At 66.1% G+C, this 17,148-nt stretch carries 15 protein-coding genes; 9 read left to right on the plus strand and 6 right to left on the minus strand.

Annotated features, from left to right (window positions below; all coding sequences use genetic code 11):
* Positions 1-75: 75 nt before the first annotated feature.
* A complete protein-coding gene (gene acnA / locus OIK44_RS24705) occupies positions 76-2,796 on the plus strand; it encodes an aconitate hydratase AcnA (RefSeq protein WP_273674782.1) in 2,721 nt (906 codons plus the stop codon).
* Positions 2,797-3,027: 231 nt separating this feature from the next.
* Positions 3,028-4,293: a DUF2863 family protein gene (locus OIK44_RS24710; protein ID WP_273674784.1), complete on the plus strand. Its 1,266-nt coding sequence runs from the start codon at positions 3,028-3,030 to the stop codon at positions 4,291-4,293.
* A 72-nt stretch (positions 4,294-4,365) separates the two neighbouring features.
* Here the strand turns inward: OIK44_RS24710 and OIK44_RS24715 are convergent, their stop codons facing one another.
* Together OIK44_RS24715 and OIK44_RS24720 are read right to left on the minus strand one after the other, a co-directional pair.
* Complete coding sequence (locus OIK44_RS24715; protein ID WP_273674785.1) at positions 4,366-4,830, minus strand: CYTH domain-containing protein; 465 nt, start codon at positions 4,828-4,830, stop codon at positions 4,366-4,368.
* 1 nt (position 4,831) lies between these two features.
* Positions 4,832-5,953, minus strand: a complete 1,122-nt coding sequence (locus OIK44_RS24720) for a M14 family metallopeptidase (RefSeq protein WP_273674786.1) — start codon at positions 5,951-5,953, stop codon at positions 4,832-4,834.
* 283 nt (positions 5,954-6,236) lie between these two features.
* On the opposite strand from OIK44_RS24720, the gene OIK44_RS24725 reads away from it, so the two are divergent.
* The 5 genes from OIK44_RS24725 to OIK44_RS24745 all read left to right on the plus strand — a co-directional run bounded on the left by OIK44_RS24725 (position 6,237) and on the right by OIK44_RS24745 (position 10,583).
* Positions 6,237-6,626, plus strand: coding sequence for a c-type cytochrome (locus OIK44_RS24725; RefSeq protein WP_273674787.1), 390 nt, complete (start codon positions 6,237-6,239; stop codon positions 6,624-6,626).
* A complete protein-coding gene (locus OIK44_RS24730; protein WP_273674788.1) occupies positions 6,623-8,020 on the plus strand; it encodes a D-arabinono-1,4-lactone oxidase in 1,398 nt (465 codons plus the stop codon). Before OIK44_RS24725 ends, OIK44_RS24730 begins: the two co-directional genes overlap by 4 nt.
* Complete coding sequence (locus OIK44_RS24735) at positions 8,017-9,276, plus strand: alanine racemase (RefSeq protein ID WP_273674789.1); 1,260 nt, start codon at positions 8,017-8,019, stop codon at positions 9,274-9,276. Before OIK44_RS24730 ends, OIK44_RS24735 begins: the two co-directional genes overlap by 4 nt.
* Before the next feature lie 68 nt (positions 9,277-9,344).
* The gene (locus OIK44_RS24740; RefSeq protein ID WP_273674791.1) at positions 9,345-9,980 is read left to right on the plus strand and encodes a TetR/AcrR family transcriptional regulator; all 636 of its coding nucleotides are present in this window, start codon (positions 9,345-9,347) and stop codon (positions 9,978-9,980) included.
* A 132-nt stretch (positions 9,981-10,112) separates the two neighbouring features.
* The gene (locus OIK44_RS24745) at positions 10,113-10,583 is read left to right on the plus strand and encodes a coiled-coil domain-containing protein (protein ID WP_273674792.1); all 471 of its coding nucleotides are present in this window, start codon (positions 10,113-10,115) and stop codon (positions 10,581-10,583) included.
* On the opposite strand, the gene OIK44_RS24750 is transcribed toward OIK44_RS24745, so the two are convergent.
* On the minus strand, positions 10,580-12,073 hold the full coding sequence (locus OIK44_RS24750) for an acetyl-CoA hydrolase/transferase family protein (RefSeq protein ID WP_273674793.1): 1,494 nt from the start codon (positions 12,071-12,073) through the stop codon (positions 10,580-10,582). The two genes, OIK44_RS24745 and OIK44_RS24750, sit on opposite strands and share 4 nt — an antisense overlap.
* Before the next feature lie 126 nt (positions 12,074-12,199).
* Between OIK44_RS24750 and OIK44_RS24755 the strand changes: the two genes are divergently transcribed.
* Positions 12,200-13,093 (plus strand): LysR substrate-binding domain-containing protein, encoded by an 894-nt coding sequence (locus OIK44_RS24755; protein ID WP_273674795.1) that lies wholly within the window; start codon positions 12,200-12,202, stop codon positions 13,091-13,093.
* 83 nt (positions 13,094-13,176) lie between these two features.
* Here OIK44_RS24755 and OIK44_RS24760 read toward each other — a convergent pair whose 3' ends face one another.
* Positions 13,177-14,484, minus strand: a complete 1,308-nt coding sequence (locus tag OIK44_RS24760; RefSeq protein ID WP_273674797.1) for a sugar MFS transporter — start codon at positions 14,482-14,484, stop codon at positions 13,177-13,179.
* 453 nt (positions 14,485-14,937) lie between these two features.
* Here OIK44_RS24760 and OIK44_RS24765 point away from each other — a divergent pair, with 453 nt between their 5' ends.
* Positions 14,938-15,201: a DUF3563 family protein gene (locus OIK44_RS24765; protein ID WP_273674798.1), complete on the plus strand. Its 264-nt coding sequence runs from the start codon at positions 14,938-14,940 to the stop codon at positions 15,199-15,201.
* 54 nt (positions 15,202-15,255) lie between these two features.
* Here OIK44_RS24765 and OIK44_RS24770 read toward each other — a convergent pair whose 3' ends face one another.
* Together OIK44_RS24770 and OIK44_RS24775 are read right to left on the minus strand one after the other, a co-directional pair.
* The gene (locus OIK44_RS24770) at positions 15,256-15,873 is read right to left on the minus strand and encodes a 2-hydroxychromene-2-carboxylate isomerase (protein ID WP_273674799.1); all 618 of its coding nucleotides are present in this window, start codon (positions 15,871-15,873) and stop codon (positions 15,256-15,258) included.
* Positions 15,874-15,992: 119 nt separating this feature from the next.
* Positions 15,993-17,148: lactate permease LctP family transporter (locus OIK44_RS24775; protein WP_273674802.1), on the minus strand; the 1,156-nt coding region annotated here is incomplete at its 5' end.

Genomic DNA, 17,148 nt, shown 5'->3' on the forward strand with positions numbered 1-17,148 from the left:
CGTCGCCGGCGCGCAGCAATACCGTTTCAACTTGAATATCAATAAATAATAGACGATACCCAACAAGGAGAGGTCATGTCCCGCAACACTCTGAACACGCTCAAGGACTTTACAATTTCGGCTAGCAAGAAGGGGCAGTTCTACTCCCTTCCTGCGCTGGAAAAAAGCCTGGGCATCAATGTTTCCCGCCTGCCCGTGTCGATTCGCATCGTGCTCGAATCGGTGCTGCGCAACTGCGACGGCAAGAAAGTCACCGAAGAACACGTCAAGCAATTGGCGAGCTGGGGGCCGACCGCCGAGCGCACCGACGAGATCCCGTTCGTGGTGGCGCGCGTCGTGCTGCAAGACTTCACCGGCGTGCCGCTGCTGGCCGACCTGGCCGCGATGCGCAACGTCGCCAACAAGATGGGCCTGAACCCGAAAAACATCGAGCCGCTGGTGCCCGTCGACCTGGTGGTCGACCACTCCGTGACGATCGACCACTACCGCGAGAAGAAGGCCCTCGACCTGAACATGAAGCTGGAATTCTCGCGCAACAACGAGCGCTACCAGTTCATGAAATGGGGCATGCAAGCCTTCGACACCTTCGGCGTCGTGCCGCCGGGCTTCGGCATCGTCCACCAGGTCAACCTGGAGTACCTGGCCCGCGGCGTGCACAAGATCAAGAACAAGAAAGACGAGATCTACTACCCCGACACGCTGGTCGGCACCGACTCGCACACCACCATGATCAACGGCATCGGCGTGGTCGGCTGGGGCGTCGGCGGCATCGAGGCGGAAGCGGGCATGCTGGGCCAGCCGGTCTACTTCCTGACCCCGGACGTCATCGGCGTCGACCTGACGGGCGCGCTGCGCGAAGGCTGCACCGCCACCGACCTGGTGCTGACCATCACGGAACTGCTGCGCAAGGAAAAAGTCGTCGGCAAATTCGTCGAGTTCTTCGGCGAAGGCACGGCCTCGCTGACGCTGACGGACCGCGCCACGATCGCCAACATGGCGCCGGAATACGGCGCGACGATGGGCTTCTTCCCCGTCGACGAGGCGACCATCGCCTACTTCGAGGGCACCGGCCGCAGCAAGGCGGAAATCGCCGCCTTCGAAGCCTACTTCAAGGCGCAGAACCTGTTCGGCGTGCCGCAGGCCGGCGAGATCGACTACACCCGCGTCGTCACGCTCGACCTGGCCTCGGTGGCGCCGTCGCTGGCCGGCCCCAAGCGTCCGCAAGACCGCATTGAAATCGGCAACGTCAAGGCCAACTTCGCCGAGCTGTTCGCCAAGCCGACCTCGGAAAACGGCTTCAACAAGAACCCGGCCGACCTGGCCGCCGTCTACCAGACCTCGAACGGCGTCAAGGTCAGCAACGGCGACGTGCTGATCGCCGCGATCACCTCGTGCACCAACACCTCGAACCCGAGCGTGATGCTGGCCGCCGGCCTGCTGGCCAAGAAAGCCGTCGAAGCCGGCCTGAAAGTGGCGCCGCACATCAAGACCTCGCTGGCCCCCGGCTCGCGCGTCGTCACCGAGTACCTGACGGCCGCCGGCCTGCTGCCCTACCTGGAAAAACTCGGCTTCGGCGTGACCGCCTACGGCTGCACCACCTGCATCGGCAACGCCGGCGACCTGACGCCGGAAATGAACGCCGCCATCGCCGCCAACGACATCGTCGCCTCGGCCGTGCTGTCGGGCAACCGCAACTTCGAAGCGCGCATCCACCCGAACATCCGCTCGAACTTCCTGGCCTCGCCGCCGCTCGTGGTGGCCTACGCGATCGCCGGCAACATGACGCGCGACCTGATGAGCGAACCCGTCGGCAAGGGCAAGGGCGGCAAGGACGTCTACCTGGGCGACATCTGGCCGTCCTCGGCCGAGGTGTCGGCCTTGATGAAGTTCGCCATGAATGCCAAGACCTTCAAGGAGAACTACGCCGACGTCAAGGGCGCGCCCGGCAAGCTGTGGGAAAAAGTGACCACGGTCGAAGGCCAGGTCTACAACTGGCCGAAATCGACCTACATCGCCGAGCCGCCGTTCTTCGACGACTTCACGATGACGCCGAAGGCGGTCGCCACCGGCATCGAAGGCGCGCGCGCGCTGGGCGTGTTCGGCGACTCGATCACCACCGACCACATCTCGCCGGCCGGCTCGATCCAGGAAAGCGGCCCGGCCGGCAAATGGCTGCTGGCGAACGGCGTCATGAAAGCCGACTTCAACTCCTACGGCTCGCGCCGCGGCAACCATGAAATCATGATGCGCGGCACCTTCGCCAACGTGCGCATCAAGAACAAGATGATCCCGGCCAAGGCCGACGGTTCCGCCGTCGAGGGCGGCATCACGATACACCAGCCGTCCGGCGAGGAAATGTCGATCTACGACGCGGCCATGCGCTACGTCGCCGAAGGCACGCCGACGATGGTGTTCGGCGGCGAAGAGTACGGCACCGGCTCGTCGCGCGACTGGGCCGCGAAAGGCACCCAGCTGCTGGGCGTGAAGGCCGTCATCACCCGCTCCTTCGAGCGCATCCACCGCTCGAACCTGGTGGGCATGGGCGTGTTGCCGCTGCAATTCATCGGCGACGACAGCGTGCAGACGCTGGGCATCACCGGCAAGGAAACCTATGACCTGAAGGGCCTGGAAGGCGACATCAAGCCGCAGCAACTGGTGACCCTGGTGATCCACCGCGCCGACGGCAGCAGCCAGGACGTCAAAGTCCTGCTGCGCATCGACACCCCGATCGAAGTCGACTACTACAAACACGGCGGCATCCTGCCGTTCGTGCTGCGCCAGCTGCTGGCCGCCTAAACGGCGCCCTGGCAAGTCCCCAGAAACGCCGGATTCGTCCGGCGTTTTTTTTGCCCCGCCAAGCGCCGAAGTGCCCCGCGGCGCTTGAAAAAAGCCCAATCAGCCTTGATCTGACAAGGGCATCCGCGTCGACATCGGCCGAATCCTCTACAATAGGGCACATAAGGGTTTATCATTGCTTAATTGGTATCAATCCGTTTTTTTTCACTTTCCAGAGACTCTTATCCCGTTATGCGTCGTCCATCCAAAGATTCATCCCACAAACTGACTGCCGACAGCCAGCGTCTGGTTACCTTTGCCCAGGCAATCGTGCAGGCCGCCAGCCGCATTGAAGAGCGGTCCTGGGAACACAGCCTGGATACGCAGCTGCAGAAGTTGCTCAAATCCGGCCACCAGGACACCATCGACACCACCTTGGGCAGCCTGTTCAAGGAAGACCTGAACGCCTACGACGTGCTGATGGACTGCGTCGAGGCCGTCAGCGAATCGACCGTCGTGGTCATCGAGGAAAAAGGCGAAAGCAAGCGCTACGACGCGCTGCTGGTGGCCGTGCCCATCCTCGCCTGGACCCGCTTCTCGATCGCCTCCGGCGCCGTGCCGGCCGACCTGCTGCAGACCCTGTCGACCCACTTCGAGGCCCACCTGCTGGCCGAGGGCAGTTGCATGGCGATGGCGCCGACGCTGTACTCGATCGACCAGCTGCCGCGCAGCCACGCCGAAACCTACGCGAAGACGCTGAAGCTGGCGCAGGCCGCGCTGAAGGGCACGACGCTGAAGCCGGCCGCGAAGGCGCCGGAAACGGCGCCCTTCCTGGCCGACACGCGGTATTTGCTGGTGACCGTGGTGGCGCCCGTGGGCGCGCCGCTGTTCCGTTGGCAGGCGCCGGCCAGCCAGCTCGACTTCATCGGCGAGCGCCGCGCCGCGCTGGAGCAATGGCGCGCCCAGGCCACGCCGACCGTCGCGCGCCTGCTGCCGGGCTGCGGCATCGAACTGCTGCTGCCGGAAGCCTACTACGTGGCCTGCCGCGAAGCCGACAAGCTGATCCGTCCAGTGTCGATCCGCGCCGCCGTGCACTACCTGACGCACACGCTGGCCGTCGAGCCGGCCGAGCTGCGCGCCGTCATCGCCGGCTTCGGCGAAGAGGCGGCCGACGGCCAGATCGACGAATACCGCGTCGCCTTCACGCTGCGCCAGACCCCCGACGTGGTGTACGGCATCGTCTGGCCCCTGTACGGCCAGGAAGACGAGGACGGCACGCCGATCGAAGGCTTGCTGCACGCCGGCATCGGCGGCCTGTCCAAGCAGACCACGCCGCTCGACGACATCCTCGTGCACTTGAACGAGGCGGGCGTCACGCAGATCAAGCGCCACAGCGAGCGCTACGTCGGCGAATACTGCGACGACTGCGGCGCGCCGCTGTTCGCCGACCCGGCGGGCGAGCTGGTGCATGCGGAAATGCCGGAAGACACGCCGCAAGGCAACGAACACTTCCACTAATCCGCACAGCTGGGGACAGACCACGATTTTCGGGAAATATTTCCCGGAAATCGTGGTCTGTCCCCTTCCCGTTTACCAGGCCGAGTAGGGGTGCTTGATCAGGCTGGAGTTGAAGTAGCGCGCGTCCTCGGTGACTTCTTCGCCCACCCAGTCCGGCTTGGCGAACGCCTGCTGCTCGGACGCCAGTTCGATTTCGGCGACGACCAGGCCGGCGTTGGCGCCAAGGAATTCATCGACTTCCCACACCATGCCGCCGAACGCGATGCGGCGCCGGTATTTCTCCACCAGCGGCCGCTCGCACAGGCCGTCGAGCAATTGCTCGGCCTCGGCCAGCGGAATCGCATACTCCCACTCGCCGCGGCTGGCGCCGACGCTGACGCCCTTGATCGTCAGCGTCGCCCGCTCGCCTTCGACGCGCACGCGCACCACCCGCTCGCGCTGCGACGACAGGTAGCCCTGGCGCAGCAGGACCGGCTGGCCCAGGCTGCGCCACGCATCGCCGCGCAACAGGAATTTGCGCTCGATTTCGACGCCCATCTCAGTCCAGCGACAACAGGATGGCTTGCAGGAGCGCCTCGCCCAGGTTGGCGCTGCGCGCGCCGTTCCAGCCCACGTGCGGGTCGGGCAGGTCGGCGTTGTCCTTGAACGGCATTTCCAGCGTCAGCGCCAGGCATTGGAAGTGGTGGCCGATGTACTTCGACGCCAGCGTCAGCATGTCTTCCTTGTACTTGCTGGCCGCGTAGCCGTACTTGTCCTGGAAGTCCGGGCTGGCCTGCTTGTAGCGCTCGATGAAGGCTTGCTGGTGGGCCGCCTGGGCCGCGCTGAAGTTGTTCAGCATCTCGTTGCCGGCCACGAAGTTGTACGGCAGCGCCTCGTCGCCGTGGATGTCGAAGAACATGTCGCAGCCGACTTCGTGGATCTTGTTTTTCACGCACAGCACTTCCGGGCTGCGTTCCAGCGTCGGCGTCATCCACTCGCGGTTCAGGTTGGCGCCGGCCGCGTTGGTGCGCAGGTTGCCGCGCACCGAGCCGTCCGGGTTCATGTTCGGCACGATGTAGAAGGCGGCGCGCTGCAGCAGCTTGCGGGCGATCGGGTTGGCCTCGTCGAGCAGCGCGTCGATCATGCCTTCGACGAACCATTCGGCCATCGTCTCGCCCGGGTGCTGGCGCGCGATGACCCAGATTTTCTTCTCGGCGGCCGGATTGCCGATGACCACCAGGTTCATGTCGCGGCCGTCGACGCTGCTGCCCAGGTCGTGCACGCGCGCCAGCGGATTTTCCGCGATCTCGCCCAGCAGGCCCAGGTGGCGCTCCCACGAGTACGGCTCGAAATAGGCGTAGTAGACGCTGTCCGTTTCCGGCGTGTGCCGGACCGTCATGACCTGGCCGTCGAAACTCGTCGGCACGCGGAACCAATTCTCCGTGTCGTAGCTGGCCGCCACCTGGTAGTTCTCGAAACCGGCCGCGTAGGTGGCCTGGCCCGCGTTCAGGAAGCGCATCGTGCACGCCTGGTCGCGCCCGCCCTGCAGGCGGAAGTGGAACCACTGGTGGATGTCGGCGTGCGAGTCCTGGCGCAGGTTCAGTTCGATGGCGTCCGCGCTGTCGGCGCGCACCACCTCGATGGCGCCCGAGTCGAAGTTTTGGCTGATTTTAATGGTCATGTGGCGATCCCGTCAAAAATGTGAGTGCCCCGATGGCACCATGTTCGGGCGCCACCGTTGCTGCGATAAATCATCGTGTCGCTATTTTCCGCGCTTTAGGTTTTTTTTCATAGCGGCGCTTCAGTCCGGCATGTGCGCCGGGACAAAAAAAATATCGACGCAGCATAAAAATAACAGTGTTATTATTTATTTGAACACAGCCGGCGCGGCAGCGCGCCGCCGTGCGGGTGAACCGCGACAGAACGGGACCCGGCGCCTGGCGCCGCACATGGAGCGAGACAACATGAAGCGTCTATCGTACGCCGGCCCGCCGGCGCTGGCGGCGTTGGCCTGCGCCGCCCTGCTGGGCGGCTGCCAGCGCGGCGAGCCGGCCGCCGGCGCCGCCGACATCCAGTTGGCGGAAACCCTGCTGCCGGCCGAGCCGGCCCTGGCGCGGCAGTATGAGCGCTCCTGCCGCCTGTGCCACGCCAGCGCCGCGTCGAAGGCGCCGCTGACGGGCTTTGCCGCCGCCTGGGAGGCGCGCCTGCGGCAAGGCATGCCCGCCCTGCTCGAACACGTCCGGCAAGGCTACCGGACGATGCCCGCCAAAGGCTATTGCAATGACTGCGCCGACGCCGACTTCGAGAAACTGATTCAATTCATGGCCCGCGACGGCAAGCGGGGGGCGGCATGAGCGCGCCCCGTCCGGGCCGGCGCCAATTCCTGAAGATGGGCGGCGGCCTCGCCATCGCTGCGGCCGGCGCCGCCGCCAACACGGCCGCGGCCCCGCCGCCCGCCGCCGCGCCGGGCGGCGGGGCCGGCATCGTCTGGAGCAACTGGTCGGGCAGCCAGAGCTGCCGAGCGCAAGCGCTGGCGACGCCGGCCAGCAGCGCCGACATCCAGCAGCTCCTCGCCAACGGCAAGGGCGGCGTGCGCTGCGTCGGCGCCGGCCACTCGTTCAGCGCGCTGATCCCCGGCGGCGACACCTTGATTTCCCTGGACCGCATGGCCGGCCTGCTCGGCCACGGCGGCACCGGCGCGACACTGCTGGCCGGCACCCGCCTGGCGCAGGCGTCCAGGCAGCTCGACGCGCTCGGCCTGGCCTTTCGCAACCTGCCCGACATCGACGCGCAGTCGCTGGCCGGCGCCGTCAGCACGGCCACCCACGGCACCGGCGCCGAGCTGCCCGCCATGCACGCCGACATCGAGGCGCTGCAACTGGTCACGGCGAATGGCCGCATCCGCGATTTCGACGCCGTCCGCCACCCCGACTATCTGGCCGCCGCGCGCGTGTCGCTGGGCAGCCTCGGCGTGCTGACCCAGTTGCGCATGCAGCTGGTGCCCAGTTACCGGCTGCAGCGCAAGGTGGTGCTGAAACCGGTCGGGCAGATGCTGGAGCTGGCGCCCGCCCTGGCCCGCGCCCACCGCCATTTCGAGTTTTACTACCTGCCCTTCACCGGTTACGCGGCCGCCATCACGCACGACCTGACCTCCGACCAGAGCGTGCTGCCCGCCTCGTCCGCCGACGAAGACATGCTGGGCGATTTGCGCCGCCTGCGCGACTGGGCCGGCCGCTTCCCGCAGTTGCGGCGCTGGCTGGCCGCCAAATTCATCGACGCCAACCTGAGCGAGCAGGCCCGCGACCGCTCGTGGAAACTGCTGTCGACCCAGCGTCCGAGCAAGTTCAACGAGTCCGAATGCCACGTGCCGCGCGAACGCGGCATCGCCTGCGTGCGCGAGGTCATCGCCAAACTGGAGCAGCGCAACGAGGTCTTCTTCCCGCTCGAATTCCGCTTCGTCAAGGGCGACTCCGCCTGGCTCAGCCCCTTCTACGAACGCGACAGCTGCTCCATCGCCGTGCACGCGGCCCACGGCGAAGCCTACGCCTACCTCGTCGCCGAGCTGGCGCCGATTTTCCGCCGCTACGACGGCCGGCCGCACTGGGGCAAGCTGCACGGCCACACGGCGGCCGAGCTGGCCCGCCTGTACCCGCGCTGGAACGATTTTCTCGCAGTGCGCCGCGAGCTCGATCCGGGCGGGCGCATGCTCAACGCCCACCTGCGCGGCCTGTTCGGGATCAAGGCGTGAGGCGCCGGCACCTGCTGCTGGCCGGCGCCGGCCTGGGCGCGGCCGCCCTGCTGGCGCTCAGGCCGGGCGCGGCCGGCGCGCCGCACGCCGCCTATTTCCAGCGCCTGGCCACGGCGCTGAAGCGGGCCGGCGTGAACACGCCGAGCATCGTCGTCGACCACGCCATCCTGCGGCAAAATACCGCGCAACTGCTGCGCAACCTGGACGGAAAACTGGCCTTGCGCAGCGTCGTCAAGTCGCTCCCCTCCCTGCCGCTGCTGCAGGAGCTGATGCGCCAAAGCGGCTCCGACAAAACCATGCTGTTCAGCCTGCCGCAACTGATCGCCCTGGCGCCGCATTCGCCCGACATCCTGCTCGGCAAGCCGATGCCGGTGGCGGCCGCCGCGCAATTCTACCAGCGGGCCGGCGCGCCGGCGCCGGGGCGGCGCGTGCAGTGGCTGATCGACACGCCGCGGCGGCTGGCGCAGTACCGCGAACTGGCCCGCGGCGCCGGGCTGACGCTGGAGCTGAACCTGGAAATCGACGTCGGCCTGCACCGCGGCGGTCTGGCCAGCCGGCAGGACATGGCCGAGTGCGCGCAGCTGATCCGCAGCGAGCCGCGCCTGCGCTACAGCGGCCTGATGGGATACGACGCCCACATCGCCAAGCTGCCCGACGTCGGCACGCTGCAGGCGGACGCGCTGGCCTACGCGCAGGCGCAGTACGCCGGCTGCGCCGCCTTCATGCGGGAGCGGCTGGGCGCGCCGGTCGCGCCGCCGACCTACAACACGGCCGGCTCGCCGACCTACCGGCTGTACGGCGGCGGCGGCGTGCAAAACGAGGTGGCGATCGGCTCCGCCCTGCTCAAGCCGGGCGACTTCGACACGCCGCTGCTGGCCGACCTGCAGCCGGCGTGCTGGATAGCCACGCCGGTGCTGAAAGCGCTGCCGCAATTCCAGATGCCGCGCGGCGTCGAATGGCTGGGCGCCTTCGCGCGCGGCTGGGACGCGAACCAGCGCCACGCCTATTTCATCTACGGCGGCAACTGGCTGGCCGACCCGGTGTCGCCGGCCGGTCTGGCCGCCAGCAGGCTGTACGGCGCCTCGTCGAACCAGCAACTGCTGCTCGGCTCCGGCCTGCAGGGGCTGCAAGCGGACGACTATGTGTTTTTCCGGCCGCGCCAAAGCGAGACCGTGCTGCAGCAGTTCGGCCCGCTGGCGGTGTATCAATCCGGGCAGATTGCGCAGTTTTGGGAACCTTTGCCGGCCTCAGGCTGAGCACGCCACCTATAATTATTACTTTTAGTCGCAGGCAGGGAAATACCGTGAACAGTAAATCAGACCAAATGCAAGCACGCAAACTGCGCGAGGCGCAGGCCAGGCGCGAACACCTGATCCAGGTGGTCAAGGATCTGATCAAGAAAGGCGGCGCGCGCGCCGTGTCGATCCGCAAGGTCGCCGACGCCGCCGGCTTTTCAACCAGCGTCGTGTACGCGCTGTTCCGCGACAAGGCGACGCTGATCACCCAGGCGATGGACCAGGACTTGCTCGAACTGGTGCGCCTGATGCGGCAAGCCTGCGCCGCCAGCGCCGAACCGTGGGAGCGCATCAAACTGGCCGGCCGCGCCTACGTACAGTTCGGCATGCTGCATCCGGACGAATATGCGCTGGTGTTCATGGAGCAGCGCCCGCACGCGCCGGTGGAAGCGGCCATCGTCGAACACGGCAACGCCGAACAAGACCCCTACGCCTACGCCTACAGCCTGTTCGCGGAGCTGGCGCAGTCGGGCCAGGTGCGCGGCGGCGAAGCGGCGCTGCACGCGATGACGCAGATTTTCTGGCAGGCGCTGCACGGCATGGTGTCGCTCGGCATCGTCATGGGCGAAGGCGACGATTGGACGCCGAACCTGGAGTCGGACGGGCACCTGGAGGATGTGCTGGCGGTGATCGCCACCGGCATCGGCGCGCGCTTCGCCGCCTGAGCCCCCCTGCCCGGCGGCCTGTCATCGGCCGGAACGCCTGCGCTGACGCAAATCCCCTTCTGCGGAAAACGGTGACAGTAGCAGTATCGTCCGGCGTAAAAAGGGCGAACTGAACTTGCCAGGGAGAACGCCATGATTGATACGCCCACTACACCGCAGCTTGACAATCAGCGCGACGTCGACAACCATATAAAAATGGAAGCGCGGCTCACCAAGCTTGAAACGAATGCCGACAGCGACGGCAAAACGCTGGAGTCGTTGTCGGCGCGCATGGACGATGGCTTCAAGAGTGTGAGGAACGAGTTCCGCGCCGACATGGCCGCCTTGAGGAGCGAGATTCGCGCCGACATGAACGCCTTGAGAAACGAGATTCGTGCCGACATGAATGCCTTGAGGGACGAGACTCATGCTGAAATTTCCGGACTGCGGAATGAAATGCATTCCCAATTCGGCTTGCTGCGCTCGGAAATGCTGCAACTACGCACAGAGCTTGCAGCAATTCGCCACGACATGAACAGAACTTTCATGTGGTTCATGGGCATACAAACGACCACCATCTTCGCCGTGGTCGGTATCGGCGCCAGGGCGCTGCGCCTGATTTAAGCGTCCAGCATCGTCCCGTCCGCCTGATAGCGCGTGTGCCACGACAGCGCCTGCTCCAGCACGTGCGGCGTGTGGCCGCCGCGGCGGCAAGCCGCGTCGAAATAGGCGCGCAGTTGCGGCCGGTAATCGGGATGGGCGCAGCGCTCGATGATCAGCGGCGCGCGCTCGCGCGGCGCCAGCCCGCGCAAGTCGGCCAGCCCCCATTCGCTGACGAGGACGTCGACGTCGTGTTCGGTATGGTCGACGTGCGACACCATCGGCACGACGCTCGACACGCGCCCGCCCTTGGCCACCGACTTGCTGACGAACAGCGACAACTGGCCGTTGCGGGCGAAGTCGCCCGAGCCGCCGATGCCGTTCATCATGTGGGTGCCGCACACATGGGTCGAGTTGACGTTGCCGTAGAGGTCGAACTCCAGGGCCGTGTTGAGCGCGATGATGCCGAGGCGGCGCACGATTTCCGGATGGTTGCTGATCTCCTGCGGCCGCAGCACGATCTTGTCGCGGTAACGCGCGATGTCGCGCATGAACTTCTCGTGCATCGGCGCCGACAGCGTGATCGACGAGGCCGACGCCATCGCCAGCTGGCCGGAGTCGAGCAGCTCGATGGCGCTGTCCTGCAGCACCTCGGAAAACATCGTCATGTCGTGGAAGGGCGAGCCGATCAAACCGTGCAAGACGGCGTTGGCGATGCTGCCGATGCCGGCCTGCAGCGGCAATAGCTGCGGCCCCATGCGCCCGGCCGCCACCTCGCCTTCGAGGAAGGCGATGACGTGGCCGGCGATGGCCGCCGTTTCCGCGTCCGGCGGCTGCACGGTCGACGGGCTGTCCGGGCTGTCGGTGATGACGATGGCGGCGATGCGCGCCGGATCGACGGCGATCGACGCGACGCCGATGCGTTGCTCGGGGCTGGTCAAGGGGATGGGCGCGCGCCCCGGCCGCGCGCCGGGCACGTAGATATCGTGCAAGCCTTCCAGCGCCAGCGGCGTGCTCAGGTTCAGTTCGATGATGATCTGGCCGGCCTGCTGCGCGAAGCTGGCCGAGTTCCCCACCGACATGGTCGGCACGATGCTGCCGTCCGCCAGGATCGCGCTGGCCTCGATGACGGCGATGTCGACGGCCGCCAGGCTGCGCGAACGCAGTTGCTCGGCCGTCTCCGACAGGTGCTGGTCGATGAACATCACCTCGCCCGCGTTGATCTTGCGGCGCAGCGCCGCGTCCGACTGGAACGGCAGGCGGCGCGCCAGCAAGCCCGCTTCGGCCATCAGGCCGTCGCTGTCATTGCCCAGCGAAGCGCCGGTAATCAAAGTCAGGCTCAAGGGTTCCCGCCGGGCGCGCTCCACCAGCGCCAGCGGCAGGGCCTTGGCGTCGCCGGCGCGGGTGAAGCCGCTCATGCCGACACTCATGCCACTGCGAAACAACTGCGCCGCCTGCTGCGCGTCCATCACCTTGTTCAACAACGCCGGACGGCGGATACGGTCCTGATACATGCTGTGTTCCTGATTCTTATTAATACGGCTCGGATTCCAGTCTACAATCTGCAAAACATGCATTGCATGAATTAAATGCGCGATATCCAGTCGTATTTTTCATGCATTGCCGAACCGGACACACCCATGGATATCCGCTCCCTGCGCTACTTTGTCGAAACCGTGCGCCTGAACAGCTTCACGCAAGCGGCGGAGGCGCTCAACGTGACGCAATCGACCATCAGCAAGATGGTGCGCCAGTTGGAAGACGAGCTCGACGCCCGCCTGCTGGTGCGTGACGGCCGCAAGCTCGCCCTGACCGACACGGGCCGCATCGTCTTCGAGCGCGGCGAACAGATGCTGGCGACGCTGCGCCTGCTCACGCTGGAGGTGCGCGACACGCAGCAGACGCGGCGCGGCAGCCTGACGGTGGGCATCCCGCCGATGATCAACCTGCTGTTCACGCCGGTGCTCAAGGTCTTCCGCGAGCGCCACCCCGACATCGACCTGAGCCTGCGCGAAGACACCGGCCAGGCCATCGAACGCCAGATCGCGGCGGGCGAGCTGGAAATCGGCATGACGGTGCTGCCGGCCGATCCGGCCCTGGACGTGGTGGCGGTGCAGATAGCCAGCTACCCGATCTGGGCGCTGGCGGCCGAGGGCACGTTTCAGCAGGGCCGCAGCACGCTCGAACTGAAGGCGCTGGGTGCGCTGCCGCTGGTCTTGCTGAAGGATGATTTCGCGCTGACGCGCAGCCTGCGCGCCGCCTTCCGCGCAGCCGGCTTCGAACCGAGCGTCGCGGCCCAGAGCGGCCAGTGGGACTGGCTGGTGGCGATGGCCTCCGCCGGGCTGGGCGTGGCGCTGCTGCCCGAGCCCTTCATCCACCGGCTGGCCGGCGAGCGCCTGGACGCCGTGCGCATCGTCGCGCCGGAACTGGCATGGCAAGTCGCGCACGTGTGGAACGGACGCTACCTGTCGCACGCGGCGCGGGCCTGGCTGGCCGTGTGCCAGAGCGTGCTGGGGACCAGCTTCGACGGTTGATGGAGTTCCGGGCCGGCTACGCCATCGTGGGGATGACGTAGCCCTAGGCCGGAGCGCACGCGCCCCTGGCAAATTGCAGACGCTTAGGCGGTTGCCGGCGCCTCTTTGTACATGCCGGCAAAACGCAAGCCGAAGTACAGGATGAAGGTATAGCAGGCGGCCGGCACGATGAACGACAGCTGCAAGCCGATTCTGTCGGCCAGGAAGCCCTGCGCGAACGGCACCAGAGCGCCGCCGACGATGGCCATGCACAAGATGCCGGAACCCTGGCCGGTGAACGCGCCCAATTTGTTCAAGGCCATGCTGAAGATGGTCGGGAACATGATCGAATTGAACAGGCCGACGGCGATCAGCGACCACATCGCCACCTGCCCCTGGCCGAAGATGGCGGCGAAAATCAGCGCGATCACGCAGGCGGCGTTGACGGCCAGCGTCTTGCCCGGACTGACGTAGCGCATCACGGCGAAACCGATGAAGCGCCCCAGCATCGCGCCGCCCCAGTAATAGCTGACGAAATGCGCGGCGTCGACGGCGCTCAGGCCGGCGACATTGCTTTCGCCCAGGAAGTTAATCAGGAAGCTGCCAATACTGACCTCGCCGCCGACGTACAGGAAAATGGCGACGGCGCCCAGCACCAGGTGGCGGTGCGCCCAGATCGACGTCTGCTTGCCGTCGAGCGTGGCGGCGACGGCGTCATCGGCGTGGGAAATCTTCGGCAGCTTGGCCAGGGCGAACAGCACGGCCAGAACCGCCAGCGCGGCCGCCAGCGCCAGATACGGCCCCTGCACCGCGGCGGCCTCCTTGGCCCGGTAGGCCAGTTGCGCGGCGGCGGGCAGGAGTTCGAACTCGGCCGCCGTCAACACGCCGGCCGACAGGATCAGGATGCCGCCCAGCGTCGGTGCGACCGTCGTACCGAGCGAGTTGAACGCCTGCGTCAGCGTCAGGCGGCTCGACGCCGTTTGCGGATCGCCCAGCTCGGTGACATAGGGATTGGCGGCCACTTGCAAGATCGTGATGCCCGAGGCAAGCACAAAAAACGCCAGCAGGAACAAGGCATAGCCATTGGTCGAGGCCGGATAGAACAGCGCGCAGCCGGCGGCGGCCACCAGCAGGCCGGCGACGACGCCGTTTTGGTAACCGATTTTCTTGATCAGCAGGCCAGCCGGCATGGAGACGACGAAATACGCGCCGAAGAAGCAAAACTGCACCAGCATCGCCTGCACATAACTGAGGGTGTAAATCGAGCGCAGATGCGGAATCAGCACATCATTCAATGAGGTCAGCAAACCCCACATGAAAAACAGGATCGTCACGATGATGAGCGGGACCGTGTTGTTCTGTGCGCCGGACTGCGCCCGCGGCGCGCCCTTCGCTGGCGATATGTGTTCCATACAATTCCTCTGTGTGTCTGTCTGAAGTACTGCTGCGACAAAAAAATAAAAGCGCCCCAAAAGAGCGCCGGGACAGGCAAACTCAAAGGCAAATGCGGACCGTCCCCGCTGCGGGTCCGGCGCCAGCTTTCGTCCATGGTTTGTCCTCGTTCAGCCGTGTTCGCGGCGGGCAATGATAGCGCTAACCCGCGCCAAGCCCGCATTATGCCTGAAACCCTGCGATTACGCGCCCATCAAGCCGGCGCGAATAGCAGAAATACGATTCAGAAATAGCTGCCCGGCCCGCGCGGCGATTTGCCGCGCCAAATCAGCGGCGGAGAGTCAGAGTTATGCGAAATGCATATGCTCGACATTATGAATTGAAAGTATACGTATAACTTGGAATACTGGATACTGGCATTGCGTTACAGCAACATCCAATGTGTGACGCGCCCCCTTATCCAGGAAAACGCCATGTCCACCAACAACATCACCTTCGTCAACAACCCAGTCTTCACCCCTGCGTCGAGCGCCTTCTTCGCCGCTGTCGGCGCCGCCCTGCGCTCCCTGGCAACGCGTGCCTACACGGCACTGAAGCAAAGCGTCAAACGGCCAGGCCGCAACTACGAGGAAGCGTATCTGGCTGAATCGGTCGACCGCTACGACCTGGAATTCCGCATGCGCGAACTGGCCCGCGCCAATCCGCAACCATACTGGATGACCGGCCTGGGCCGCTGATCCGGCGTCCCGCCGAACGGCCCCGCCGAAAGGCCCCGCCGAACGGCAGCTCAATCAATCCGGGACGGGCGAAGCGGCCCGCGCGATCGCATCGTCGAGGCGGTCATTACCCCAGAACATCTCGCCGGCGACGAAAAACGTCGGCGCGCCGAATATCCCCAGCGCGATGGCCTGTTCGCCGCGCGCCCGCAGCTTGCGCTTGTTCTCATCGGCCTGCGCCGACGCGATGATGGCCGCCGCGTCCAGCCCCATCTCCGCCAGGACGGCGGCGACGCTGGCCTCGGCGTCGATATCCAGGTCGGCGGAGAAATTGCGCAGCATCACGCGGCGGCAGAATTCGGCAATCCACGGCTCCTGCTCGCCATACAGCGCCACGCGCACCGGCAACAAGGAGCGGCGCGAAAACTCGGCCGGGCGCCGCCACGGCAGCGCATATTTATCGCACTCGCGCACGATGTCGCGCCACATATACTCGCCCTTGGCCTTTTGCAGCACGAACGGCGAATTGGTCCAGCCGAAAGACTGGAACACCGGCCCCAGCAAAAACGGCCGCCACAGCACGCGCGCGCCGGCGCGGCGCGCCAGATCCTCGATGCGCATCACGCTCAGATAACTGTAGTTGCTGGCGAAGTCGAACCAGATTTCCAGTTCGGCGGGGGTGCTCGTGTGCATGCATGGCTCCGTATTCAAATTCTCGGCAATGTTGCCAACACTAACAGAGAACGGACTCCGGCGCACCGCACCGACAAGCTGCCGCGCTGGCGCGGCGCTGCTGACCGCCTTGCGCCGCCTCAGTGCGGAATCATGCCGGTGAAGACATACGCCTGCAGCATCGTGATGACGCCGATGACGAGGGCGAATAACAGGCTGTGCTTGAGCGTGAAGCGGAACAGGTCCGACTCCTTGCCGACCAGGCCGGCGGCCGCGCAGGCCACGGCGATCGACTGCGGCGAGATCATCTTGCCGGTCACGCCGCCCGTCGTGTTGGCCGCCACCAGCAAGGTGTCGGACACGCCGATCTGGTGCGCGGTGGTGTTTTGCAGCGAGCAGAACAAGGCATTCGACGAGGTGTCCGAACCGGTCAGGAACACCCCCAGCCAGCCGAGGAAGGGCGAGAAGAAGGGGAAGGCCGCGCCGGTGCCGGCCAGCACCAGCGCCAGCGTCGACGACATGCCGGAATAGTTGGCGACGAAGGCGAACGCCAGCACCAGGCCGATCGACAGGATAGGACGGCGCAGCTCGGCCACCGTCTGGCCGAAGGCGCGCAAGCCGGCGCGCGGCGACATGCGCAGCAGCGCCATCGACAGCAGCGCCGTCAGCAGGATCGCCGTGCCGACGGCCGACAGCAGGTCCAGCTTGTAGAGCGCCTCATACGCCTTCGGGCTGGTGACGATGGGCGCCGTCTTGATGACCAGCTTGTCCAAACCCGGCACATGGAATTTCAGCACCGTGCCGGCCAGCGCGCCGTTGGCGGCGAACAGGGCCTTGAACGACGGCAGGCTCCAGACCGTGACGATGGCCGTCAGCAGGCCGAACGGCGCCCAGGCGCGCAGCGTCTGCGCCGGCGTGTACGGCGAAGCCTTGCGCGTGTCGCGCCGCCCGCCCGGCGCCGCGAAACCGCCCGGCCCGGACAGGGCCGCCGCGCCGCCGCCGACGGCGTTGCGGGCGGTGGCGCCGGCCGGCTGCCACACTTTCAGGAACAGCGTCAGCGACGCCAGGCTGACCAGGGCCGAGGTGATGTCCGGCAGCTCGGGGCCGATGTGGTTGGACGTGAAGTACTGCGTGACGGCGAAGCTGGCGCCGGTGACCAGGGCGGCCGGCCACACCTCCTTCAAGCCGCGCCGGCCGTCCATGATGAACACCAGCCAGAACGGCACCAGCAGCGACAGCAGCGGCAGCTGGCGGCCGGCCATCGCGCCGATCAGCATCGGCTCGATGCCGGTGACC

This window comes from Janthinobacterium fluminis (assembly GCF_028595325.1).
Taxonomy (GTDB): domain Bacteria; phylum Pseudomonadota; class Gammaproteobacteria; order Burkholderiales; family Burkholderiaceae_D; genus Janthinobacterium; species Janthinobacterium fluminis.

Bases quoted from the DNA above. Each gene is read 5' to 3' on its own strand.
- OIK44_RS24730 (WP_273674788.1), top strand. From the start codon at position 6,623: ATGAGCGCGCCCCGTCCGGGCCGGCGCCAATTCCTGAAGATGGGCGGC.
- OIK44_RS24745 (WP_273674792.1), top strand. From the start codon at position 10,113: ATGATTGATACGCCCACTACACCGCAGCTTGACAATCAGCGCGACGTC.
- OIK44_RS24720 (WP_273674786.1), bottom strand. From the start codon at position 5,953: ATGACCATTAAAATCAGCCAAAACTTCGACTCGGGCGCCATCGAGGTG.
- OIK44_RS24770 (WP_273674799.1), bottom strand. From the start codon at position 15,873: ATGCACACGAGCACCCCCGCCGAACTGGAAATCTGGTTCGACTTCGCC.
- OIK44_RS24715 (WP_273674785.1), bottom strand. From the start codon at position 4,830: ATGGGCGTCGAAATCGAGCGCAAATTCCTGTTGCGCGGCGATGCGTGG.
- OIK44_RS24760 (WP_273674797.1), bottom strand. From the start codon at position 14,484: ATGGAACACATATCGCCAGCGAAGGGCGCGCCGCGGGCGCAGTCCGGC.
- OIK44_RS24765 (WP_273674798.1), top strand. From the start codon at position 14,938: ATGTCCACCAACAACATCACCTTCGTCAACAACCCAGTCTTCACCCCT.
- OIK44_RS24725 (WP_273674787.1), top strand. From the start codon at position 6,237: ATGAAGCGTCTATCGTACGCCGGCCCGCCGGCGCTGGCGGCGTTGGCC.
- acnA (WP_273674782.1), top strand. From the start codon at position 76: ATGTCCCGCAACACTCTGAACACGCTCAAGGACTTTACAATTTCGGCT.
- OIK44_RS24755 (WP_273674795.1), top strand. From the start codon at position 12,200: ATGGATATCCGCTCCCTGCGCTACTTTGTCGAAACCGTGCGCCTGAAC.
- OIK44_RS24740 (WP_273674791.1), top strand. From the start codon at position 9,345: ATGCAAGCACGCAAACTGCGCGAGGCGCAGGCCAGGCGCGAACACCTG.
- OIK44_RS24710 (WP_273674784.1), top strand. From the start codon at position 3,028: ATGCGTCGTCCATCCAAAGATTCATCCCACAAACTGACTGCCGACAGC.
- OIK44_RS24750 (WP_273674793.1), bottom strand. From the start codon at position 12,073: ATGTATCAGGACCGTATCCGCCGTCCGGCGTTGTTGAACAAGGTGATG.